Genomic DNA, 22,035 nt, shown 5'->3' on the forward strand with positions numbered 1-22,035 from the left:
TTTAAATAGTTTTATATTCAACTATCATAAAGTAAAGTTGCTTTTTTAACATTTTCCATTATTTGCTTTCCCTTTACTATTTCAAGAAGAGTAAAAGCAAATTCAAATGAAGTTCCAACTCCTTTAGAAGTAATAAAATTATTGCTTCTAACAACATTTTTATCTACAAACTCACCATCAACCACATTCTCTTCCATACCTGGATAACATGTAAATTTATTAAATCCTAGAAGACCCTTAGCAGCAAGCACTACTACTGGAGAAGCACAAATAGCTGCAATAAATTTACCCTTAGCATTCATATCTTTTAAAATTAGATCCAATTCTTTTGAATTGAAAAGATTAGTAGCCCCAGGCATGCCTCCCGGGAGAATTATTAGATCAAAACGATTCTCATTGCAGTTTGATATTATATCATCTGTTAAAAAAGAAACGCCTTTTGAACTTGTCACGACATTGTTATCATTTATGCTTATAACTTGAATATTAACATTGCCCCGTCTTAAAATATCAATCGGGACTATAGCCTCAATATCTTCAAAGCCATTTGCAAGAATAATTCCCACTACCATTTACAACCCCTAATGCTGATGGAGGGACTTGAACCCACGACAACTCGGATATGAGCCGAGTGCTCTAACCAACTGAGCTACATCAGCTTAAACTTTTATTAAGTGTATAAATTCAACAATGCTTTGTCAATGTTATTATTCAAAAGCATTATTATAAAGTATAATACAAAATGATTTGCTAATAAACATAGATACCAATATTAAAATTTATTATTTGTATGGTTAAATGAAAAGAAATTTTTATCTTATTCTCCTTTTTATAGCTAACAACTGCTTCTCCATTGATTTTTGGGATACAATGGAAAGAGAAAAATTAATAAATGAAATGGTAAGTAAAATGCAAGATCATGAGCTACTAGGACAAATGTTTATGATAAGCTATCCAAATCAATCAATAACAAATTTTGTTCTTGATTTTATAAGTCAAAAAAACCTTGGGGGAATTAAAATTTTTGGATGGAACGCAAAAAATTTAAAAAACTTAACAGAAAGTATTAATAAAGCTCAAAAAACATCTCAAAATAATAAATTTAAAATTCCTTTATTTGTAGCAACAGATCAAGAAGGAGGATTGGCACACCACATAAAATCAAATACATCAGAAACAATTGGCAATCTTGGAATTGCAGCATCTCTGTCTTCAAAAGACTCTTATAATACAGGGTATTATATAGCACAAGAGTTAAGTCGGCTAGGAATAAATTTAAATTTTGCACCCATAGTAGATATATATAGCGACGAAAATAATTTCACAATAGGTCCAAGAACATATTCAGATAACCCTAAAATAGTATCACTTCTTTCTCTAGCCTTTTACAAAGGGCAAAAACAAGGAGGAATAATTTCTACTGCAAAGCATTTCCCAGGACACGGTAATACTACTCTTGACTCCCATATAAATATTCCAATAATAAATTCTAATCTACTAGAAATAAACTTAAATGAACTTTTGCCATATAAAATACTAATCCAAGAAAATATCCCGGTAATAATGACAGGCCACCTAGCATATCCAAAGCTTACAAATGGAGAAAATATTCCCGCATCATCCTCAACAAAAATAATTAAAAATATACTAAGAAAGAAATTAAAATACAATAATATAATAATTACCGATGATCTATTGATGGCCGCAGCAAAATACAATAATGAGAGTATTTACAATACAATTGAAAGAATAGCTAGAACCAAAAGTGACATTTTTTTAATATCTTTAAATGAAAATATACAAAAAAATGCTTACAACATGCTGCTAAACTTAATGAAAAAAGATTCAGAAATAAAAAATAATATTATTGAAGCTAATAAAAGAATATTAAGAATTAAATTAATATACTTAAAAGAAAATAAAAATAAATCTGATCTTTATCCTAATTTCAATAAAGATGAGAAAATATATTCAAAAGAAGGTGAAAAATTTTTTGAACAAAACACATTAAGGGGTATTACAAAAGTAAGAATAGAAAAAGAAATATCTAAAACTAAAAAAACACTTATAATATCTCCTTACTATAAAATGATTACAGAAGGCAAAAAAATATTTCAAAATATATATGCTTATTATTACAACTATTATCCCTTAAACGGGATTAATCTCCAAAAACTCGACGAAATTAAAAAATTAATTAAAAATTTTGAACAAGTCATCTTTAATTTATCAACGCCCGGAAGCCTAAAATATTTAGAAAATTTAAAAGAATATAAAGATAAAATAAGTGTAATTGCATCTCTTACCCCTCAACATATTAAAAAATTAAATTGGATAAAAAACATAGTAATTATTTATGGAACAACGCCTCTAGCATTTAAATCTGGATTTTTAACACTCACTAAAGATTTTGATCCAAAAGGAAATATCCCTTTAAGCAATATTATAAATAAATATTATCCTTAATATATGCTAACATTCGATTTTTTACGATATCTAGAGAACCTTGTTTAATTCTAAACCCACTAGCATTTTTATGCCCCCCGCCTCCAAAATCTTCTGCCAATTTTCCAACATTAAAAGAATCTTTAGATCTTAGCCCAACTGTAATCGAACCATCCTCCATTTCTTTTAAAATACCTAAAATTTCATTATTCTCAACATTACTTAAAATCATATAAAAAAGTTCATTAACCCCACTAAAGCTACCATCTTTGCTAGAAGTAGAAAAAGATAAAGATGTAAACAAAACCTTACCATTCCAATAAGATTCAAGACTGTTTAACATTAACTTAAGAGTTTCTATTGATTTTAGGCTTTTAGTTGTTTCTATATAGCTGTAAACTTCTTTAAGACTTATTCCTTTTGAAACTAATCTTGCAACCATTTCAAAAGGCTCTGGATCACTTCTTGAAATAAATTTAAAAAACCCAGTATCAGTACAAAATCCCACTAAAATATACCAAGCCTCTTCTTTTGTAAGATCATGTCCAAACTCTCTTATTAATTTTTCAATTAAAAAAGTGGTAGAGGGTGCAAAAGGATCAATATAACTTACACATTTTAATTTTTCACCAGACATATGATGATCGATTACTAAAATAGGCATATCCTTTACATAAAATATAAATTCATCACCTATTCTATCTAAAATTGAGCAATCCAAAATAATAACTGAATACTCTGAAAGCTTAATATTAGGCCATTCAGATAAAAATTTATCCCTAAAAGGAGCTATTTCTTTTCTAGCAAAAGGACCTTCATTTAACAAAATAGAATTTTTACCAATTCTTGAGAGAAAAGACGATAAAGCTAAAGACGAACCTATGCAATCAAAATCAGGATCTTTGTGCCCAATAATAATAAAATTATTATACTTTTCAATAAAATTAATAACATCTCTCATAATAAAATTCGCAAACCCTCCGCAAAACAAGTTTTTAGCTTGTTTCACATTGACTATATTACAATATTTCAATAAAATAAACCACAAAAGCTAATAAAATATAACAGGTGAGGACAATTGTGAAAAAACCAAAACAAGAAGATATTGATAAAGCATTTTATATGGCAGAAAAAGCAAGAAACAATTCATATTCTCCATATTCAAAATTCAAAGTAGGTGTTTGCATTAAGACTAAAACAAACGAATTTTTCATTGGAACAAATGTTGAGAATGCAAGCTTTGGAGCAACTTGTTGCGCAGAAAGAAGTGCGATTTCAAATATGATTGCAAAAATTGGTGTACAAACAATAGATTTTTTATTACTTAATACAAGCCCTGAAGCTATTCCATGTGCTATATGCCTACAAGTAATGGCAGAATTTTTTGATCAAGATACAAAAATAATAATAACAGAATCTAAATCTTTTAATGAAAATAAAATGCCAACAAAAATTTATACATTAAAAGATTTACTTAAAGTTCCTTTTGATCGAAAAGAGCTGCACAGAGTAACACAATAGTAACTTTCGCACAAAAATTAAATTAATCTAATATCTTTAGAGAAACTACAGCGGATGCAAGCCTATTTAATTTGTCGCTTTCAAGAGTATTAGCAGATAAATCGAATACATTTAAAATAAGTTTTTTCTCATCAGAATTAAAGTTATATTCCAAATTTTCAAATAATAAAAAATTAATAATTGGAATAAATTTTTCCACAAAGCTATATAAACTATTATTAAGATCATAAGCTTCATAATAATAATTAAATATATCCTCTAATGACTTTCTGTCAAACTCTTTTAAAATCTCACAAAAAATATTTTTAATATTCTCAATTAAACTGTGCAAATTATTATTATTTAAAATAATTTTTTTACATTTTTTAACAAAAAAATCCGCTTGCCGCATAAAATATTCCTCACTTTTATCTTAACAAACCAAGATTGAGCTTGAATTTAATAACTGATAAAATATAGCATTAATGCTACATTAACAAAATTATGCAATAACTAGGAGAATGTTACAATTATGGTCAAGGTAATAAGCTTAAAAAACATTCATAAATTTGCTTATTTAAAACTGGATCCTTTAAAAAAGGAAGATAATTACATTGTTTATATTGAAAATAATTCAAAATTAATTGCAAATCTTAAAACAAAAACAAAAGGTGATCAAATTGAAATAATTCATTTTTATATCAGTGACGATTTTAAATCAGAAGGCATAGAAAGAATAATGATTAGTAATTTAATTCATTATGGCAAAAAAAATAAATTTAAAACAATTTCATGTAAAATTACTGAAATACAAGAAGAGCTTTTAAGCTTAGGATTTGAAAACAAAGATTCTCAATATAAAAAAGAATTAGCATCTGAAATAGAAGAAGATAAATTTGTAATGGGAATAGGAATAATCTCTATATTTACCGAAGTAGCATCAATATCTTCTAAGCTTACTGTTGGAATACTGTTTAACTCGTTTGCACTTATTGCTGATGCTTTCCACGTCATGGCCGACTTTGTTTTGTCTACAATAACTTACTTTAGTTTAAAAATTACAAGCAAACCTGAAACCATCTACTATCCTCATGGACACAAACTAATGGAAAGCTTAATAGCTTTTATCATGGGAATAATTATACTTATGGCAGGCTTTACACTATTTTTAAATACAACCGGATTAAATAAATTTATCACTCTTGGGGGAGAGTCTGGATTTAATCTGCACATACACCAAAAGAAAAATAAAAATGATAATATATATGAAGATGACCATGGCCACTCACACGATCACGATCACGATCAAGCACACAACCACAACGAAGAAGACAAAAAAAATATACTAGAAATATTTTCAAATAAATCCCTTAAAAAAAGCTTATGGATACCAATGACTCCCTTCATTTTTTTTATAGTGAAAATAATAGAATATCTGACAAAATTCCAAATAGGCAAAAGATACAATAATCAACTTCTCTTAGCATTAGCTTCAGCTGATAAAAACTGTATATTCTCACATGGTGGGATTACACTAAGTTTACTACTTGCAACTTACATGTGGAGCGGATTTGACAAAATTATGTCTATATTTATTGGCTTTATCATAATCAAAGAGGGACTTAATGTAATAATAAATAACGCAAACAATTTACTCTCAAAACAAAATATAGATCTTAAAAGAAGCGTAAAAGATACATTAAAAAATTTACATATAAACTTTAAAGCACTTAATTTCCATAATCAAGGCAACAAGCTTGTACTTTATATCAAAATAAATTTAAATTCAGAAAATGACTTTCAAAGTTTTATAAATAAAACAAAAGATATTAGAAAAATAATAAAACAAGAATATGAAGAAATAGATGATATACATTTTTTGGTCTAATTCAATTAATAATAAATAAATAATTGACACTTATAATAAAGTTGTGTTAACATTTTAAACTGTAAGACGCAGGGTAGAGCAGTTGGTAGCTCGTCGGGCTCATAACCCGAAGGTCATAGGTTCGAGTCCTATCCCTGCTATGTTTTATTTTTAATATGTGAGGAATTGATGAATAGGAAACAAATAGCTAAAGGCAAGTTGGTAAGGAGATTTGGCATTAACATTTTTGAGCAGCCAAAATATGATAAAATCCTTAAAAAAAAGCCACATCCTCCCGGAATGCATGGAAAAGCTAGAAAAGCTAAAATCACAGAATATGGAAAACAATTAATAGAAAAGCAAAAGATAAAGTTTACTTATGGTGTAAGCGAAAGACAGTTAACCAATACTTTCAAAGAGGCAAAAAAACACCACGGTGTTACCGGAGACAACTTACTCTCAATACTTGAGAGAAGAATTGATAATATTGTATATAGAGCTGGATTTGCCATCTCAAGAGCACACGCAAGGCAAATAGTTTCTCACGGTATTGTTATATTAAATGGAAGAAGAGTTACGATACCTTCAATAATACTAAGAGCAAATGATCAAATTCAAATAAAAGAAAAAGATAGTTTAAAAAAATTAATAAGATCAAATATAGAAAAAACTTCGTCTCTTAGAAATTTACCAACTTGGATAGAAGTAAACGCTGACGATTTAAACATAAAAGTAAAGCATGCTCCATCAAGAGACGAAATACCTACACTTGCTAATGAGCAAATGGTTGTAGAGTATTATTCTAAGAGAGCATAAACATATCTTTTATTTTTGTATTATTAAAACAACAAAAAGTGGCCAATTAAAGCCACTTTTTTTATTTACCTTTTTTTTTACCCTTTGAAAAATTTTTCCCCAAATTATTTTTAGCAAAACAAGAAAAACTGTTATTATTTCTCAAGCTTTTAGTATAAGGTTGAGAAATAAAAGACGCCCTGCTGCCTGAAGGCCTTCTAACTCCATCTTTCATATATTTACTCCTAAAATATAAATTTAAATATGCAAATTTTTAAATAATATTCAAATAATCAAAAACTTCTTCCAAACTGGAAACAAACTTAACATCTATATTATCTTTAACTTCTTCTGGAAGCTTAAAATAATCTTTTTTATTATCTTTGGGCAAAATAACTTTATTTATGCCGTTTCTATAGGCTGCTAAAACTTTTTCTTTAATGCCGCCCACAGGAAGAACAAAACCTTTTAAAGTCACCTCACCAGTCATTGCAAGATCCAAAGGAACTTTCTTATCAGACAGTATTGAAGCAATTGCTGTTGCAATGGTAATACCTGCAGAAGGTCCATCTTTTGGTGTTGCTCCTTCTGGAAAGTGTAAATGAATTTCGGGACTTTCTTTTACGTCAAAATTAAGCCTAGAAGAATAGGTCTTAACTATAGAATATGCAAGCTGTGCACTCTCTTTCATAATAGTTCCAAGACTACCTGTTAAAATAATGTCTCCTTTTTTCTCAAACTTAGTTGCCTCAACAGGAAGAACTGTGCCACCATAATTTGTCCAAGCAAGTCCATAAACAAATCCAGAAGAGTCAATCTTAATTAAATCCAAGTTATACTCAGTATCAACATAATTATAATAATTATTAATATTGATTATTTTATAAATACCTGGAATATCAGGATCATGAGTAAAAAGCGAATTATTTCCATGTATTAAAGAACTTGGTGAATAAAAATTGCCTTTGATAATTTGATCTTTAGAATACTTATAAAGCAACTCCCTTACAAGTTTCCTAATCAAATTAGTCAATACTCTCTTTAGTCCCCTTACGCCAGATTCCATAGTATAATTTCTAATTAAATTAAAAATAACATCGTCTTCTATTCTTATATAAACTTTGTCTAAAAAACTCTCTTTAATTATGCTTGGAATCAAAAAAATCTTTGCAATCTCTAACTTTTCAATATAAGAATAACCCTCAACTTTAATTATTTCCATTCTATCAAGAAGTGGCTTTGACATACCATTAAGAGAATTGGCTGTTGTAACAAATAAAACATTAGAAAGATCATAAGGAATTTCTAAATAATGATCTATAAATTTATAATTCTGCTCGGGATCTAAAACTTCTAAAAGGGCAGATTCGGGATTTCCTTTATAACTATTATTAATTTTATCTATTTCGTCAAGAAGAATAACAGGATTAGACTTGCCGGATCTTTTCATTGCACTAATAAAAACACCTGGAAGAGAGCCAACATAAGTTCTTCTGTGCCCTCTAATCTCTGCCTCATCTCTTAAGCCACCAAGAGATATTTTAACAAATTCTCTAGACAATGATCTTGCAATAGATTCTACAAGAGATGTTTTGCCAATACCAGGAGGCCCTACAAGGCATAAAATGGGAGCTTTAACCTTAGAATTAATTTGATAAACAGCTAAAAAATTTATTATCTTTTCTTTTGCTTCATCCATGCCATAATGAGAATTTCTTAAGATAAACTCAATCTCGCTTAAATGATTTTTCATGACAGTATTTTCATTCCACGGAAGATCTAATATTAATTCTATATAACTTCTAATAATATTAGCATCAGGGGAATTCATCTGCATTTTAGATAATCTAGAAATTTCTTTTTCAACCTTAGATTTAACATCTTCTGGAATATCTTTAGAATTTAATCTATCAATATACTCGTTTTCATCTTTACCTAATCTTTTTTGTATCTCTTTAACTTGCTCAGAAAGAAAATAATCCCTTTGCCCCTTATCCAGCTTAGCTCTAACTTTAGAATTAATATCTTTTTTAAGGTCTAAAAGGTCAATCTCAATGTTTAAATTAACAATTAATTTTTCTATTCTAGTTTTAACATTTAACTCTTGTAAAAGATCTAATTTTACACTATTTTCTAAGTTTGAATTAGAGGCCATAATATCGACAAGCTTGCTTGGATTCTCAAAATAATTAATTGGCTCATTATCGCTATCATAAGATTTTAAAGATAGGGAATTTCTATAAACTTCATAAGTTTCTTTTAAAAATTTAGCGTAAGTAAAAAGCTCCCTATTTAATCCCTCAGCATCAGACACAAAAGTAACTTTGGCTCTCAAATAATCATTTTTTTTTGAAACACTGCCTATTAGAACCCTACTTTGACATTCAACCAAAACTTTTACTACGTCTTTACTAACCTTTATAACCTGGATAAGTTTAGAATAAGTGCCCACAGAACATAGGTTTTTAACCCCTTCTTTACCAGATTCGTCATAATTAGATTCATTTGGATAAGCAAACAGAATTAATCTTTCCTCTAGCATGGATTGAGCTATGGAGTTAATTACATATTCATTATCAAAGGTTACCCACAATGTCACATTTGGGAAAAGAACATTTTCTTTTAAAATAACAATTGGAAGATCTTCTTTTCTATTTTTTATCATATTTAAGATTGATTTCATATAACTCTTTTGCCCAAGGTTTTTTAATTGCATTCCCCACCAAAATTAATGGGTTAATATCTGCATTCAAAACAGATTCTTTTGTAACAATAACCTTCTTAGTCTTACTAATCGAAGGAACCTCAAACATAACATCTTTAAGAAGACCCTCTAAAATAGATCTAAGGCCTCTTGCTCCAGTATTTTTTAAAATAGCCTCATCTACAATTGATTCTAAAGCATCTTTTTCAAAGACTAATTCAACATTGTCCATTTTAAACATATGATAATACTGCTTAACAATAGAATTTTGAGGATCAACTAATATTTTAATCAAATCTTCTTTACTTAGCTTTTCAAGATACGAATGCACAGGAAGTCTACCAACAAACTCTGGTATTAAACCAAATTTAATCAAATCTTCCATTTCCAAATACTTTAATGAAGTGTCATCTCTTATATTCTTTTTTTCAATTGCTGAAAACCCAATAGAACTTTTATTTATTCGATTCTTAACAATATTTTCAAGCCCAACAAAAGCACCACCACATATAAAGAGTATATTTTGAGTATTAATTTCAATAGTATCCTCATAAGGATGTTTCCTACCACCTCTTGGGGGAACATTAGCAATAGTACCCTCGATTATCTTTAACAAAGCTTGTTGAACCCCTTCTCCAGACACATCTCTTGTTATTGAAACGTTTTCATTTTTTTTAGCAATTTTATCTATTTCATCTATATAAATAATCCCTTTCTCAGCTAGACTAACATCCCCATGAGCAGCATGTATCAATTTAAGTAAAATATTTTCTACATCCTCACCAACATATCCAGCTTCTGTCAAAGTTGTAGCATCTGCTATTGCAAATGGCACATTCATCTCTGCAGCCAACGTTTTTGCAAGCAAAGTTTTACCACTACCTGTAGGCCCAACCAAAAGTATATTAGATTTTTCAATCTCAATACCATCATCATATTTATTATTTTTCAATATTCTCTTATAATGGTTATAAACAGCCACAGATAAAACTTTTTTTGCATCTTCTTGCCCAACAACATGCATATCTAAATGATCTTTAAGTTGTTTGGGGGTTGGCAAACCATTGGATCTAGAATCCAGCGACTTGCACAACTTTTCTTTAAAAAGATTGTGACATATCTTGGAACATTCCGGACAAATCGCTACCCCATTAGATATAACAACATTGCCCCCAAGCTCAGCAACGCTAAGTCCACAAAAAGAACATTCTTTTACTTTTTGACCTTTTACTCTTGCCATAAAAATTTTTTACCAAAAATAAAACTACTCCCTTACTAAGATATTATCAATAAGACCATATTTAAGAGCATCACTTGAAGTCATAAAATAATCTCTTTCCATATCAAGAGCCAGTTTTTCCTTATCAACCCCTATCTGATTAGACATAATGTCTATTATTAATTTTTTAAGTCTTAAAATTTCATTAGCTTGTATATTAATATCGCTAGCCTGACCACTTATTCCACCCCAAGGCTGGTGAATCATTATTCTAGAATAAGTTAGGGATTCTCTTTTCCCCTTGGCACCAGCAGCAAGCAAAAAAGCTCCCATTGAAGCAGCTTGCCCAATGCAAATTGTCCTTACATCAGGTTTTATATATTGCATAGTATCATAAATCGCAAGACCTGCAGTAATACTGCCTCCTGGAGAATTTAAATAAAGATAAATATCTTTGTTTGAATCTTCTGATTCTAAAAACAAAAGCTGGGCAATCACAGTATCTGCCTTAGGATCATTAATCTCACCACTCAAAAATATTATACGCTCTCTAAGCAATCTTGAATATATATCAAATACCCTCTCATAATTTCCCGTATGCTCTATTACAGTGGGTATTAAATTATGCATAAACTCCATTTTTCTTACTCACAAATTTTATAATTAACAAAATCTTTAAAAGAAACTTGCTTACCCTTTACCTCTTTAAGACTTGCTAAAATTTTTTTCTCAACTATTTTCCTTTTGATATCATCCTTTAAATAAAAAATCAAATTTTGATCTTCATAAAATTTTTTAATTTCTTCATAACTCACACCTGAATTCTCAGACTGCCTAACCATCTCATCCTTAAGATCATTCTCAGTAACTTTAATTGGATCTAAATCTACCATTTTCTGAATTATCAACTTAGATTTCAAATTGCTAAGAATTTCATCTTTTAAACTATCACTACCATTATATCCTGAAGAATAAAACATACTTTTAAACTCTTCAAGACTCATCTTATTTTGTCTTTTGGCATCCTTAAAAGCAATTTCAATTTCAGCTTCAATCATTGAACGAGGAATATCTATTTCTAATTTTTCAGAAATAGTAGAAAAAAATTTATTTAGCTTTAAAGCTTCTTTTTTTTCTTCAACAAGACTTAAAATCTTAGATCTTATAAAATTTTTAAGATCATCTAGCGTATTATATCTCTCGCTAATATCTTTTGCAAACTCATCATCTATTAAAGGGAGATCTCTTTTTTTAATACTTTTAATCTTAATTTTCAATTTTTTTAAAGAACCCGCAAGTTCTTCAAATTTGTAATCAGTAATATAGGATTTTTCTATAACTCTCTCCTCATTTATTCTCATACCAATTACATCTCTATCAAAATCATAATAGGTTTCAGATTTACCAACTGTAAAAACAAAGTCTTGTCTTTTTGTTGATACTATTTCATTTAAAAGATCATCAAGTTCAACAAAATCAACTTTAACAATGCTATCTTTCTTGACAACTCCTTCCTCATCTTCAATAATAATTGAATTTTCTATTTGAAGAGACTTAATCTCATTATCAATATCAGAATCATCAATAAAAACTTCGGGAACCTCCACTTTAATATCAATATCATCAATATTTGGAACTTTAAATTCAGGATAAGTCTCATATACAAAAGTAAATTCAAAATCTTTATCAAGATTTAATCTTAAATTTTCTTCCTTTATAGTAGGAGAAGCATAACTTAAAGGCCTTTTGGGTTCTTCTTTAAAAAATTCTTTAAGAGAATTATTGATCACTTCTTCTAAAACAGTAGCTCTTAAACCCTCAGAATATTTCTTCTCAATAATACTAATAGGAACTTTTCCAATTCTAAAACCTTGAATCTTAAGCCGGGAAGAATAATCTTGCAATAATGAGTTATATTTTTCCTGAATAATATTTTTTGAAACTCTAATGACAGCCTCAACTTTTGAACCTGGAAGAAGCCTAATATCTTTACTCAAAATCACTGTTAATGCCTCAATTAAACTTTATTGATAATTATTAAAAAGCGAAAGACGGGATTTGAACCCGCGACTTCCACCTTGGCAAGGTGACACTCTACCCCTGAGTTACTTTCGCACTTTTACAGAAGGTGGGAGTCGAACCCACACGCCAAAGGCACTAGATCCTAAGTCTAGCGTGTCTGCCAATTCCACCACTCCTGCATACTTCATACTCAAACTAGTATACAAAAACTTAAAAGCTTTTGCAAGTATGCCTAATCTATCAAATAAATAATATTTTCGCACTCAGCAGGATTCGAACCTGCAACCTTCGGATTCGAAGTCCACTGCTCTATCCAATTGAGCTATGAATGCAGTTAAAAAGAAAATTATTACAGGGTGATTGACGGGGCTTGAACCCGCGACATTCGGAACCACAACCCGACGCTCTACCAACTGAGCTACAACCACCAATAACGAGTGACTATATTTACTATAATATTTTATAGATATTTAATTTCTAAGTCAATAAAAGACAAGAACAATAAAAGTCACACAACTTTTATTATAAAATAAATGTTAAAACATCAAACTTTTAAAACTAAAATTTTTGAAATCTTTCTAAACTTTTTTTCAAAAAATCATAAACTCTAATAGCCGAAGAAATATTTACCCTTTCTCTAGTAGTATGGGGCGACTCAATCCAAGGTCCAAGAGTAACAGACTCTATGCCTCCTAACTTAGAAGATATTATACCTGTTTCAAGCCCTGCATGTATTAAAGAAACATTAGCATCTTCAAGATACATCTCTTTATAAACGCCTTGAAGATGTTTTAAAAGACTACTATTCTTATCGGATTTCCAAGAAGGATAATCATAAATTATACGCCAACTAGCTCCTGATAAATCACTTATTGATTGTAAATGATTAAACACATACTCTTTGTCTGAATCCAATAAAGATCTTATTAAAAAAGTAAAAATATACTCATCTTGCATTTTTAAAAGACTTGAAAAATTTAAAGAGGTCTTGATAAGCTTATTTTCATGATTTTCTACTCTTTGAACTCCATGTAAAAATCCCATTCCCATATTCAAAAGCCTGCTTTTGCTATTTTCATCAAGAACTTTAACTGATGAAAATTCTTTTTTATTAACAATAATGTCAAATTCATTTTCAAGAGAATATATACTTTTAACTTTAAATACAAAAAGTTTAAGCTCTTTACTTAATAATTCATAATCACTATCATTGATACAGATTAAAGCCTTAGCTTCATTTGGAATTGCATTACTGCTCTCTCCACCAAAAATACTTTCAATCTCAAAATCAATATTTGCTTTAATTTCAAAAAGAGCAAAAAACATTAATTTTAAAGAATTTGCCAAATCTAAATGAATATCTGCCCCAGAATGACCACCTTTAAGTCCTTTGAGCAAAATTTCCACTTTTGTTTTTTTTGTTGCAAGATTATATTGAGGAGAAAAAACAATCTCAACAAGTCTTGATCCCGCACAACCAACTAAAAAATATCCTTCTTCCTCTCCATCAAGATTAATAAGGCTTTTACCATTACATAATTTAGAATCAAGACCAAGAGCACCTATTAAACCTATTTCTTCATCAACGGTAAAAAGAAGTTCTAAATCGGGATGGGGGAAGCTATCGGCCTCACTCATAATGCCCAACATCATAGCTACCCCAATCCCATTATCAGCTCCAAGAGTAGTCCCTACTCCTTTAAGATATCCATCTTCTTCAACAATTTTAATTGGATCTGTTTCAAAATTATGTAAACTTGATTCATTTTTTTCACAAACCATATCAACATGAGATTGTAAAATAATAGGAGGCATATCAATGTTATTATTAGATTTTATCTGCACCACAATATTACCAACACTATCTTCTTTAAAAGAATAACCAAATTTTTTGGCTCTCTCCTTAATAAAATTAATAATTCCTTTGACATTTTTTGAACATCTTGGAATTTTTGATATTTCTCTAAAAGAATCAATTACAATACTCATAATAATTTTCCTTTGATTATATTAAATTTATAAATATGCTTATACTAAATTATAATTAATCATATAATATACTAAATCAATCTTTAAATTCATTCAATAAATTCAATAATGTTTATCGGGCTTTATTTTCAATAAAATCTGCATAATAATTAAAATTTAAAAATTCTTTGGGAATTTCTGAAATAAATCTTGAAGGCAACTGCTCAAAAATTTGCCTATCTTTTTTTCGCTTATTAGCCATAGTAATAACAAGAGAATCTTTTGCACGAGTTAATGCAACATAAAAAACTCGCCTCTCTTCTTCTAAGTCAAGTTCACTATCTTCAATGATTCTATGATGAGGAATAATATTGTCTTCAACAGCAATAAAAAATACATAATCAAATTCCAAGCCTTTAGCAGAGTGCACTGTCATTAAATTAATATTGATATTTTCAGATTCCTCACTTACTTCATTAGATTGAAGAACTATATAGTTTAAAAAACTACTTAAATCTCTCAATTCACCTAATTGTTTAGATTCCCAATTTTTAATTATACTTAAAAACCCTTCTATATTTTGATATTTATATTCAGCTACTTTAATTGAATTAGGATTTTCACTAACTAAAAATCCCCAATATTCAATACTTTCTATCATTTCTTTGATTATATTAGAATACGTGTTTTTTTTTATGCTAAATTTATATTGATACTCTTCAATAAAAGATACAAAATCTTCTATACTTTCAATGACTTGTTTATTTAAAACTTTATCATAACTAGAAATGCTTGCAAAAGAAAAAGCAATATCACAAAGAGCATCATAAATACAACAGCCTTTCTTGTCTGCCATATCTCTAATTTTTTTCAAATATTCCTTGCCAATCCCCCTTCTTGGAATATTAATGATTCTAAGCAGATCATAATCACTTTTAGGATTTATTATTACATTTAAATAAGAAATAATATCTTTTATTTCTTTTCTTTGGAAAAAAGATGTTCCCCCTGAAACTTTATATTTTATGCCCTGTCTTTTAAAAATCATTTCAACGTTTTTAAAAAGAGCATTAGTTCTCATAAGAACTCCTATCTTTTTAGATTGAAAACCTTCTAGCTTTGAAAGCTCTATGATTTGGCTTGCAACAAACTCAGATTCTTGAATTTCATCCTCAAATATAAAAAAATCTATAACTTTGCTACACATCTTTGAAGACCACAAAGTCTTTTCTTTCCTATTTTTATTATTTAAAATCACAGAATTGGCAACATCTAAAATATTTTTTGCAGAACGATAATTTTGTTCAAGCTTTATTTCTTTAGCGTTGTAATCTTTTTCAAATTGCAACATATTATTATAACTAGCCCCACGCCAAGAATATATCGATTGATCATCATCTCCAACACAACATAAATTACTATGATTTATCAAAAGACGAATAAAATTATATTGAATCAAAGAAGTATCTTGAAACTCATCAATCAAAACATACTTATATCTTTTAGAATATTTATTTCTAATATCAGAATTATTACTTAACAATTCTTTTGGTTTTAAAATCAAATCGTCAAAATCAAAAGAATTATAAAGCCTTAATCGCTCTTCATAAAGTCTAAAAATATTTATATCTTCTTCCTTTAAATCATTAAGGGTAAGAATTCCATTTTTAAAAAGTGAAATAACATTACTAAGTGAATTTAAGGAAACTTTTTTATTTAAAAGGCCCTCATCAAGTAAAATCTCTTTAAGAAGAGAAATTCTATCATTATCATCATAAATGCTGAAGTTTTTTCTATATCCTAACAATTTATAATTTTCTTTTAAAAAGAAAAGTCCAAAAGCATGAAAAGTTGAAACCATAAGATTGCTAAGAGGACTTTTTAAAATTTTTTTAATTCTATCCTTCATTTCATTAGCCGCCTTGTTGGTAAAAGTTAAGGCTAAAATTTCCTTTTGAGCAATGCCTTTTAAAAGCAAATAAGCTATTCTATGAGTAACAACTCTTGTTTTTCCACTACCAGCACCAGCAATAATTAAAAGGGCACCTTCAATAGTGGTAACTGCTTCATACTGAAATTGATTGAGAGATTTTTTAAAAAAATCATCAGGCAAGATTAAAAAACCTTTGTTCCATCTGGATATTCCACAATAACTTTAAAGCTTTCAGGAAAAGCAAAAATCTTTCGTGACTTAGATTGATCAAAATCTTTAGCTAAGATTGGAATACGATACTTATTTAATGTATTAATAGCAAACTCTGAATTTTCAAGTCCCACCTTAACCGATCCTTTTGCCATAAAATTAGTTCCCCCAAAAAGCTTAGCCTTAAGATTACTTTTATTAGCACCATTTTCTAACATTGCATTTATCAACATGGGAATAGCATAAATCCCATACCTTCCCCTTTGAGCAGGAGATATATCAAGATCTGACTTAACTAGAACATAATGGTTCATTCCAATTAAATTGCTTGATTCGTCGCAAAGCACAACAGCAACACAAGAACCAAGAATTGTAGAAATAACTCTTTTATTTGAAACAAAAGCTTCACCTGGAACTATTATTGTAACATCTCGTTTCAATTTAAAATTAAAATGATTTAACATAAAATTTAATACTCTCTTAAAAAAAATTTACAAAACTCTTATAAAGACCTTGCCAAAACCCTAATTTATCCACTTCGCTACTAAACAAAGCAACATCTCCTACTTTTTCATTTTCTAAAAAAATCATAGCCCTCCCAACAGGCATATCCCCACTAAGAGGGGCAACCAGTTTATCAACAGTATAACTTATATTAATTTTATCAAATTCATCTTTAGTCAAAACATAATAAAAAGGCTCTTTAGAAAAAAGAGCAACTGTATCTACTGTACCATTATAGACTTTTTCTTTTAATTTTACTATTAAAGGGAATTTAGAATATTCATTAAATCCATACTCAAATAAATTTTTTGCAATCAAAGTTCTCATTTTCTCTCCAAACCTATTAATTCCTTTTTCAACTCCCAATACAACTGCTATCAATCTTCTTTCGCCCTTTAAAGCAGTAGCAACAAGATTTAAGCCTGATTCCTTAATATATCCCGTTTTAAGACCATCTGAATAAGGATAATCATCTATTAATAGATTAGCATTTCTTTGTTTTAAGTTTAAAAATTTTGACGATAAAGTAGTTCCTAAATTTTTACTCTTTGGATAAACAAAATACTTTAAGGAATGGATATTAAGCATAAATTTAAACTTTTCTACATAAGATTTTGCAAAAAAGGCCATATCTAGTGCTGTAATTTTATTTTCATTGCTATATCCAGAAGGTTCAACAAAATGCATATTAAAAAGTCCTAAATTAAAGGCATTAATATTCATCAAATTAACAAAACTATTTAAATCGCCTACTACAAACTCAGCAATTGCAATAGAAGCATCATTGCCTGACGAAACTGAAAGTCCTTTTAAAATCTCTTCAAAATTAACAATTTGACCTTTTTCTAAAAACATTAAAGAAGAATTCGGAGGCGCATTATAATATGAAGCAGAATCGCTAATAGGAACTATGCTTTTTAATTTTATATTTCGCTTTTCAGCCTCAATTAAAGCTGTATAAATTGTAACAATCTTTGTAAGTGATGCTGGAGGAAAAACCAAATTAGGATTCTTAGAATAAAGCACCCTCTTAGTATCAAAATCCATTAAAACTATTGATTTTGCATACTGTGATAATTTATTAATCTCAGCTAAATTAACTGCAAAAAGATCATCACAAAGTAAGAAAAAAAATAAAAATAAAGTTAATAACAACTTTTCAACAACACAAATACTATTCATATAGCAAGTAATATTAAAATATATATTATTATATAATATTTATTGATCGCTAATCATAATACAATTTAAAAGGAGTCATTTTTCATGAATTTTTATGATTTTATAGCAGCTTTGGCACCAATGATCCTAATAATTATTGGACTTGGCATAATAAAAAAACCTGCTTACTATGTAATACCTATATCATTAATAACCACTATTGCTATAGTTATATTTTATAAAAACTTAGGAATAGTAAACACAAGTCTTGCAGTACTTGAAGGCACATTAATGGGGATATGGCCAATAGTAACCGTAATTATTGCTGCCATATTTACATATAAAATGTCAGAAGATCAAAAAGACATAGAAACTATTAAAAATATATTATCAAACGTATCTTCTGATAAAAGAATCATAGTCTTACTAGTAGCATGGGGATTTGGAAATTTTTTAGAAGGAGTTGCCGGATACGGAACTGCTGTTTCAATTCCTGTATCAATATTAATAGCAATGGGATTTGAACCATTTTTTGCCTGCTTAATCTGTTTAATAATGAATACCTCTTCGACCGCTTATGGATCTGTGGGAATTCCTATAATATCTTTAGCTCAAGCAACTAACTTAGATGCTAACAAGCTTTCATCTGAGATTGCATTGCAACTAATACTCCCAACCTTAACAATACCTTTTGTATTAGTAATTCTTACAGGAGGAGGCATTAAAGGATTAAAAGGGGTTTTTCTTCTTACCCTACTCTCAGGCATGTCAATGGCAATATCTCAAGTATTCATATCAAAAGCTTTAGGCCCAGAACTTCCTGCAATCCTTGGAAGCATCCTTTCTATGACAATAACAATAGTTTATGCAAAGTTTTTTGAAAATAAAGACACTCACGAACACAAAAATAAAAGCACAATACCTTTATCAAAAGGAATTATTGCTTGCTCACCCTACATTTTAATAGTAGCATTTATAGTACTTGTATCTCCTCTTTTTAACAAAATTCACGAATACCTTATAACTTTTCAAAGCACTATTAGTATTTATCCAGAAGCAAATCCCCTACACTTTAAATGGATTACCTCTCCAGGCTTCTTGATTATACTTGCAACAATAATATCCTATTCAATGCGAGGAGTCCCAATATTAAAACAACTAAAAATATTTATACTAACCTTGAAAAAAATGGCATTATCTTCATTTATAATCATATGCATTGTTGCAATATCAAGATTAATGACACACAGTGGAATGATAAGAGATCTTGCTAATGGAATCTCAATAATAACAGGTCAATTTGGCCCATTATTTAGTCCACTAATTGGAGCTATTGGGACATTTTTAACAGGAAGCGACACAGTTTCAAACGTTCTTTTTGGACCTTTACAAACACAAATGGCAGAAAATATTGGAACAAATCCTTACTGGCTTGCGGCAGCAAATACAACAGGAGCAACTGGAGGGAAAATGATTTCTCCCCAAAACATCACAATAGCAACAACAACTGCCGGATTAATTGGACAAGAGGGCAAACTTTTATCAAAAACAATAACTTACGCTTTATACTACATTCTAGCAACAGGATTACTAGTTTATTTAGTATAAATTAATCATTTAAAATAAATAAGATTAGTTGACAATACAATTAATCTTATTTATAAATTTGAATAGTATAAAAATCACAAAATACCAATATGATATTGAATTTTTATCTAATAGTTTTAATATTGTATACATGTTATTATGTACAATAAGTAATATGTATTATATATATATTATTAAGACGTTTAATAAATAACTAAAACTAATAAAAAGTTTATAGTTACAACAGGAAGGTATAATTATGAAAAATCATATTTTATATAAATTAATTATATTTTTAACCACATCTGCAGCAATATTTGCAGCAGACGCATTAAAGGAAAAAGATATATTTAAAATAAACCCGTGGATACCGACATTTGGATTTGAAAACACAAGTGAATTCAGATTTGATATGGATGAACTTGTCCCTGGGTTTGAAAACAAAAGTAAAATTACTATTAAACTTAAACCATTTGAAGCTAATCCAGAATTAGGCAAAGACGATCCATTTTCAGCTTACATTAAAGTGGAAGATCTTGCATTAAAAGCAGAAGGCAAAAAAGACGCTCAATTCAAAATCGATGTAGGAGATATAACAGCCCAAATTAATATATACGATTTTTTTATTAAAATAAGTACTATGACAGATTTTGACTTTAATAAAGAATCTTTATTTAGCTTTGCGCCTATGACTGGATTCAAAAGCACTTACTATGGATTCCCAAGTAATGATAGAGCAGTAAGAGGGACAATTCTTGCAAGAGGTACTTCTAAAAACATAGGAACAATTCAACTGGGATACAAACTCCCACAAATCGACCTTACATTTGCAATAGGAGGAACAGGCACAGGTAATAGAAATCAAGAGAATGACAAAGACACTCCATACAATAAAACCTATCAAGGAATCCTTTATGGAATTCAAGCAACATGGAAGCCAATAAAAAATATACTTGATCAAAACGAAGATACTCAATCTGTAATTGCAGAAACACCTTTTGAATTAAACTTTGGCTTATCAGGAGCTTATGGAAATGAAACATTCAATAATTCATCAATAACATACTCTTTAAAAGATAAATCCCTAATTGGTAACGATTTATTAAGCCCAACTTTATCAAATTCTGCAATTTTGGCATCTTTTGGAGCTCAATATAAGCTTGGATTAACAAAAATCAATAATAAAAATACCTATCTTATTTTACAAATGGGTACTGATTTTGGAATAGATCCTTTTGCAAGCGATTTTTCTGTATTTGGACACATCTCAAAAGCAGCAAATTTGAAAAAAGGAATATCTTTAGATCCTAGTAAAAAAGCCGAGGATATATTTGATCCAAATGGCAATGCCCTTAATTTCAATAAAAATACAGAACTGGGCATTGCATTTTCAACAGGAGCAAGCATAGGGCTTGCTTGGAATAAAGACGCCGGTGAAAAAGAATCTTGGAAAGTTAAAGGATCTGATTCCTACAGTACAAGACTATTTGGAGAACAAGACAAAAAATCTGGAGTTGCATTAGGAATAAGCTATGGGCAAAATCTTTACAGATCTAAAGATACAGAAAAAAGATTAAAAACCATATCTGAAAATGCATTTCAAAGCTTAAATGTTGAAATCTCAAGCTATGAAGACAACAAAAAGGGGCTTATGAATGGACTGGGTTGGATAACATCTATCGGTCTTTATGATATTTTAAGACAAAAATCTGTAGAAAACTATCCTACATCAACCTTAAGTGCTAATGAGAACAATCAAGCTGGACAAAGTTCAACAGGCACACAAGCCATAACACCTAATTTAACATTTGAAGACGCAATGAAACTAGGCATAGCTTTATATCTTGATTATGCAATTCCAATAGAATCCATTTCAACAGAAGCATATGTAGTACCATATATTGGAGCATACCTTTTAGGACCTTCTAATAAAATATCAAGCGATGCTACAAAAATTTATTTAAAAACAGGACTTAGCCTTGAAAAACTAATAAGATTTACAACAATTTCTCTTGGATGGGATTCAAATAATATTATAGAACTTGCTAATAAAAACGCAAATAATGCTGCTATTGGCAGTGCTTTCTTGCAATTCAAAATAGCCTACAGCGGAAGCTAAC

At 29.3% G+C, this 22,035-nt stretch carries 18 protein-coding genes and 6 tRNA genes; 7 read left to right on the top strand and 17 right to left on the bottom strand.

What is annotated here, in order from left to right:
• Window positions 1-17 precede the first annotated feature (17 nt).
• Window positions 18-572 (bottom strand): DJ-1 family glyoxalase III, encoded by a 555-nt coding sequence (locus HNP63_RS01140; protein ID WP_004789758.1) that lies wholly within the window; start codon window positions 570-572, stop codon window positions 18-20.
• A 13-nt stretch (window positions 573-585) separates the two neighbouring features.
• Window positions 586-659: transfer RNA gene (locus tag HNP63_RS01145), tRNA-Met, on the bottom strand.
• A 211-nt stretch (window positions 660-870) separates the two neighbouring features.
• On the opposite strand from HNP63_RS01145, the gene HNP63_RS01150 reads away from it, so the two are divergent.
• On the top strand, window positions 871-2,466 hold the full coding sequence (locus HNP63_RS01150; protein WP_004789639.1) for a glycoside hydrolase family 3 N-terminal domain-containing protein: 1,596 nt from the start codon (window positions 871-873) through the stop codon (window positions 2,464-2,466).
• Here HNP63_RS01150 and HNP63_RS01155 read toward each other — a convergent pair.
• Window positions 2,444-3,406 (bottom strand): DHH family phosphoesterase, encoded by a 963-nt coding sequence (locus tag HNP63_RS01155; RefSeq protein WP_004789454.1) that lies wholly within the window; start codon window positions 3,404-3,406, stop codon window positions 2,444-2,446. The genes HNP63_RS01150 and HNP63_RS01155 overlap by 23 nt on opposite strands.
• 119 nt (window positions 3,407-3,525) lie before the next feature.
• Between HNP63_RS01155 and cdd the strand changes: the two genes are divergently transcribed.
• A complete protein-coding gene (cdd, locus tag HNP63_RS01160) occupies window positions 3,526-3,966 on the top strand; it encodes a cytidine deaminase (protein WP_004789821.1) in 441 nt (146 codons plus the stop codon).
• Window positions 3,967-3,988: 22 nt separating this feature from the next.
• Here cdd and HNP63_RS01165 read toward each other — a convergent pair whose 3' ends face one another.
• Window positions 3,989-4,357 carry a hypothetical protein gene (locus HNP63_RS01165; RefSeq protein ID WP_004789641.1) on the bottom strand — a complete coding sequence of 123 codons (369 nt, stop codon included), beginning with the start codon at window positions 4,355-4,357 and terminating at the stop codon, window positions 3,989-3,991.
• A 120-nt stretch (window positions 4,358-4,477) separates the two neighbouring features.
• Here HNP63_RS01165 and HNP63_RS01170 point away from each other — a divergent pair, with 120 nt between their 5' ends.
• The 3 genes from HNP63_RS01170 (at window position 4,478) to rpsD (ending at window position 6,628) form a co-directional block, all read left to right on the top strand.
• Entirely contained in the window at window positions 4,478-5,833 is a 1,356-nt protein-coding gene (locus tag HNP63_RS01170) for a cation diffusion facilitator family transporter (protein WP_183227013.1), read from the top strand.
• 67 nt (window positions 5,834-5,900) lie between these two features.
• Window positions 5,901-5,973, top strand: a tRNA-Met gene (locus HNP63_RS01175).
• A 28-nt stretch (window positions 5,974-6,001) separates the two neighbouring features.
• Window positions 6,002-6,628, top strand: coding sequence for a 30S ribosomal protein S4 (gene rpsD, locus HNP63_RS01180; RefSeq protein ID WP_014486402.1), 627 nt, complete (start codon window positions 6,002-6,004; stop codon window positions 6,626-6,628).
• A gap of 61 nt (window positions 6,629-6,689) precedes the next feature.
• On the opposite strand, the gene HNP63_RS01185 is transcribed toward rpsD, so the two are convergent.
• The 13 genes from HNP63_RS01185 to HNP63_RS01245 all read right to left on the bottom strand — a co-directional run bounded on the left by HNP63_RS01185 (window position 6,690) and on the right by HNP63_RS01245 (window position 18,349).
• Window positions 6,690-6,842, bottom strand: coding sequence for a hypothetical protein (locus tag HNP63_RS01185; protein WP_183227015.1), 153 nt, complete (start codon window positions 6,840-6,842; stop codon window positions 6,690-6,692).
• Window positions 6,843-6,881: 39 nt separating this feature from the next.
• On the bottom strand, window positions 6,882-9,272 hold the full coding sequence (lon, locus tag HNP63_RS01190) for an endopeptidase La (RefSeq protein ID WP_157866533.1): 2,391 nt from the start codon (window positions 9,270-9,272) through the stop codon (window positions 6,882-6,884).
• Window positions 9,259-10,551 carry an ATP-dependent protease ATP-binding subunit ClpX gene (gene clpX, locus HNP63_RS01195; protein ID WP_004789356.1) on the bottom strand — a complete coding sequence of 431 codons (1,293 nt, stop codon included), beginning with the start codon at window positions 10,549-10,551 and terminating at the stop codon, window positions 9,259-9,261. The genes lon and clpX overlap by 14 nt, the downstream gene beginning before the upstream one ends.
• A gap of 24 nt (window positions 10,552-10,575) precedes the next feature.
• The gene (gene clpP / locus HNP63_RS01200) at window positions 10,576-11,160 is read right to left on the bottom strand and encodes an ATP-dependent Clp endopeptidase proteolytic subunit ClpP (RefSeq protein WP_014486401.1); all 585 of its coding nucleotides are present in this window, start codon (window positions 11,158-11,160) and stop codon (window positions 10,576-10,578) included.
• A gap of 14 nt (window positions 11,161-11,174) precedes the next feature.
• Window positions 11,175-12,533 (bottom strand): trigger factor, encoded by a 1,359-nt coding sequence (gene tig / locus HNP63_RS01205; RefSeq protein WP_011601123.1) that lies wholly within the window; start codon window positions 12,531-12,533, stop codon window positions 11,175-11,177.
• Window positions 12,534-12,573: 40 nt separating this feature from the next.
• Window positions 12,574-12,645, bottom strand: a tRNA-Gly gene (locus HNP63_RS01210).
• A 5-nt stretch (window positions 12,646-12,650) separates the two neighbouring features.
• Window positions 12,651-12,731: transfer RNA gene (locus HNP63_RS01215), tRNA-Leu, on the bottom strand.
• A 79-nt stretch (window positions 12,732-12,810) separates the two neighbouring features.
• Window positions 12,811-12,884: transfer RNA gene (locus HNP63_RS01220), tRNA-Arg, on the bottom strand.
• A gap of 23 nt (window positions 12,885-12,907) precedes the next feature.
• A tRNA-His gene (locus HNP63_RS01225) sits at window positions 12,908-12,980 on the bottom strand.
• Window positions 12,981-13,110: 130 nt separating this feature from the next.
• Window positions 13,111-14,541 (bottom strand): beta-Ala-His dipeptidase, encoded by a 1,431-nt coding sequence (gene pepD, locus HNP63_RS01230; protein ID WP_183227017.1) that lies wholly within the window; start codon window positions 14,539-14,541, stop codon window positions 13,111-13,113.
• A gap of 112 nt (window positions 14,542-14,653) precedes the next feature.
• Entirely contained in the window at window positions 14,654-16,636 is a 1,983-nt protein-coding gene (locus HNP63_RS01235) for an ATP-dependent helicase (protein ID WP_110482905.1), read from the bottom strand.
• Window positions 16,636-17,127: a chemoreceptor glutamine deamidase CheD gene (gene cheD / locus HNP63_RS01240; RefSeq protein WP_004789631.1), complete on the bottom strand. Its 492-nt coding sequence runs from the start codon at window positions 17,125-17,127 to the stop codon at window positions 16,636-16,638. Before cheD ends, HNP63_RS01235 begins: the two co-directional genes overlap by 1 nt.
• Before the next feature lie 16 nt (window positions 17,128-17,143).
• Window positions 17,144-18,349, bottom strand: coding sequence for a D-alanyl-D-alanine carboxypeptidase family protein (locus HNP63_RS01245; protein ID WP_183227019.1), 1,206 nt, complete (start codon window positions 18,347-18,349; stop codon window positions 17,144-17,146).
• 84 nt (window positions 18,350-18,433) lie between these two features.
• On the opposite strand from HNP63_RS01245, the gene HNP63_RS01250 reads away from it, so the two are divergent.
• Together HNP63_RS01250 and HNP63_RS01255 are read left to right on the top strand one after the other, a co-directional pair.
• Window positions 18,434-19,936 (top strand): lactate permease LctP family transporter, encoded by a 1,503-nt coding sequence (locus HNP63_RS01250; protein WP_183227021.1) that lies wholly within the window; start codon window positions 18,434-18,436, stop codon window positions 19,934-19,936.
• Window positions 19,937-20,174: 238 nt separating this feature from the next.
• Entirely contained in the window at window positions 20,175-22,034 is a 1,860-nt protein-coding gene (locus tag HNP63_RS01255) for an integrin-binding adhesin P66 family protein (protein ID WP_183227023.1), read from the top strand.
• Window position 22,035 lies beyond the last annotated feature (1 nt).

Origin of the sequence: Borreliella afzelii, from assembly GCF_014202295.1 — a bacterium.
GTDB lineage: Bacteria > Spirochaetota > Spirochaetia > Borreliales > Borreliaceae > Borreliella > Borreliella afzelii.

What these genes read in the sequence shown, in the direction of transcription:
- HNP63_RS01140 (WP_004789758.1), bottom strand. Translation starts at nt 572, where the DNA reads ATGGTAGTGGGAATTATTCTTGCAAATGGCTTTGAAGATATTGAGGCT.
- cheD (WP_004789631.1), bottom strand. Translation starts at nt 17,127, where the DNA reads ATGTTAAATCATTTTAATTTTAAATTGAAACGAGATGTTACAATAATA.
- HNP63_RS01255 (WP_183227023.1), top strand. Translation starts at nt 20,175, where the DNA reads ATGAAAAATCATATTTTATATAAATTAATTATATTTTTAACCACATCT.
- HNP63_RS01150 (WP_004789639.1), top strand. Translation starts at nt 871, where the DNA reads ATGGAAAGAGAAAAATTAATAAATGAAATGGTAAGTAAAATGCAAGAT.
- HNP63_RS01155 (WP_004789454.1), bottom strand. Translation starts at nt 3,406, where the DNA reads ATGAGAGATGTTATTAATTTTATTGAAAAGTATAATAATTTTATTATT.
- pepD (WP_183227017.1), bottom strand. Translation starts at nt 14,541, where the DNA reads ATGAGTATTGTAATTGATTCTTTTAGAGAAATATCAAAAATTCCAAGA.
- rpsD (WP_014486402.1), top strand. Translation starts at nt 6,002, where the DNA reads ATGAATAGGAAACAAATAGCTAAAGGCAAGTTGGTAAGGAGATTTGGC.
- HNP63_RS01250 (WP_183227021.1), top strand. Translation starts at nt 18,434, where the DNA reads ATGAATTTTTATGATTTTATAGCAGCTTTGGCACCAATGATCCTAATA.
- HNP63_RS01165 (WP_004789641.1), bottom strand. Translation starts at nt 4,357, where the DNA reads ATGCGGCAAGCGGATTTTTTTGTTAAAAAATGTAAAAAAATTATTTTA.
- HNP63_RS01245 (WP_183227019.1), bottom strand. Translation starts at nt 18,349, where the DNA reads ATGAATAGTATTTGTGTTGTTGAAAAGTTGTTATTAACTTTATTTTTA.
- clpP (WP_014486401.1), bottom strand. Translation starts at nt 11,160, where the DNA reads ATGCATAATTTAATACCCACTGTAATAGAGCATACGGGAAATTATGAG.
- HNP63_RS01185 (WP_183227015.1), bottom strand. Translation starts at nt 6,842, where the DNA reads ATGAAAGATGGAGTTAGAAGGCCTTCAGGCAGCAGGGCGTCTTTTATT.
- lon (WP_157866533.1), bottom strand. Translation starts at nt 9,272, where the DNA reads ATGATAAAAAATAGAAAAGAAGATCTTCCAATTGTTATTTTAAAAGAA.
- clpX (WP_004789356.1), bottom strand. Translation starts at nt 10,551, where the DNA reads ATGGCAAGAGTAAAAGGTCAAAAAGTAAAAGAATGTTCTTTTTGTGGA.
- HNP63_RS01170 (WP_183227013.1), top strand. Translation starts at nt 4,478, where the DNA reads ATGGTCAAGGTAATAAGCTTAAAAAACATTCATAAATTTGCTTATTTA.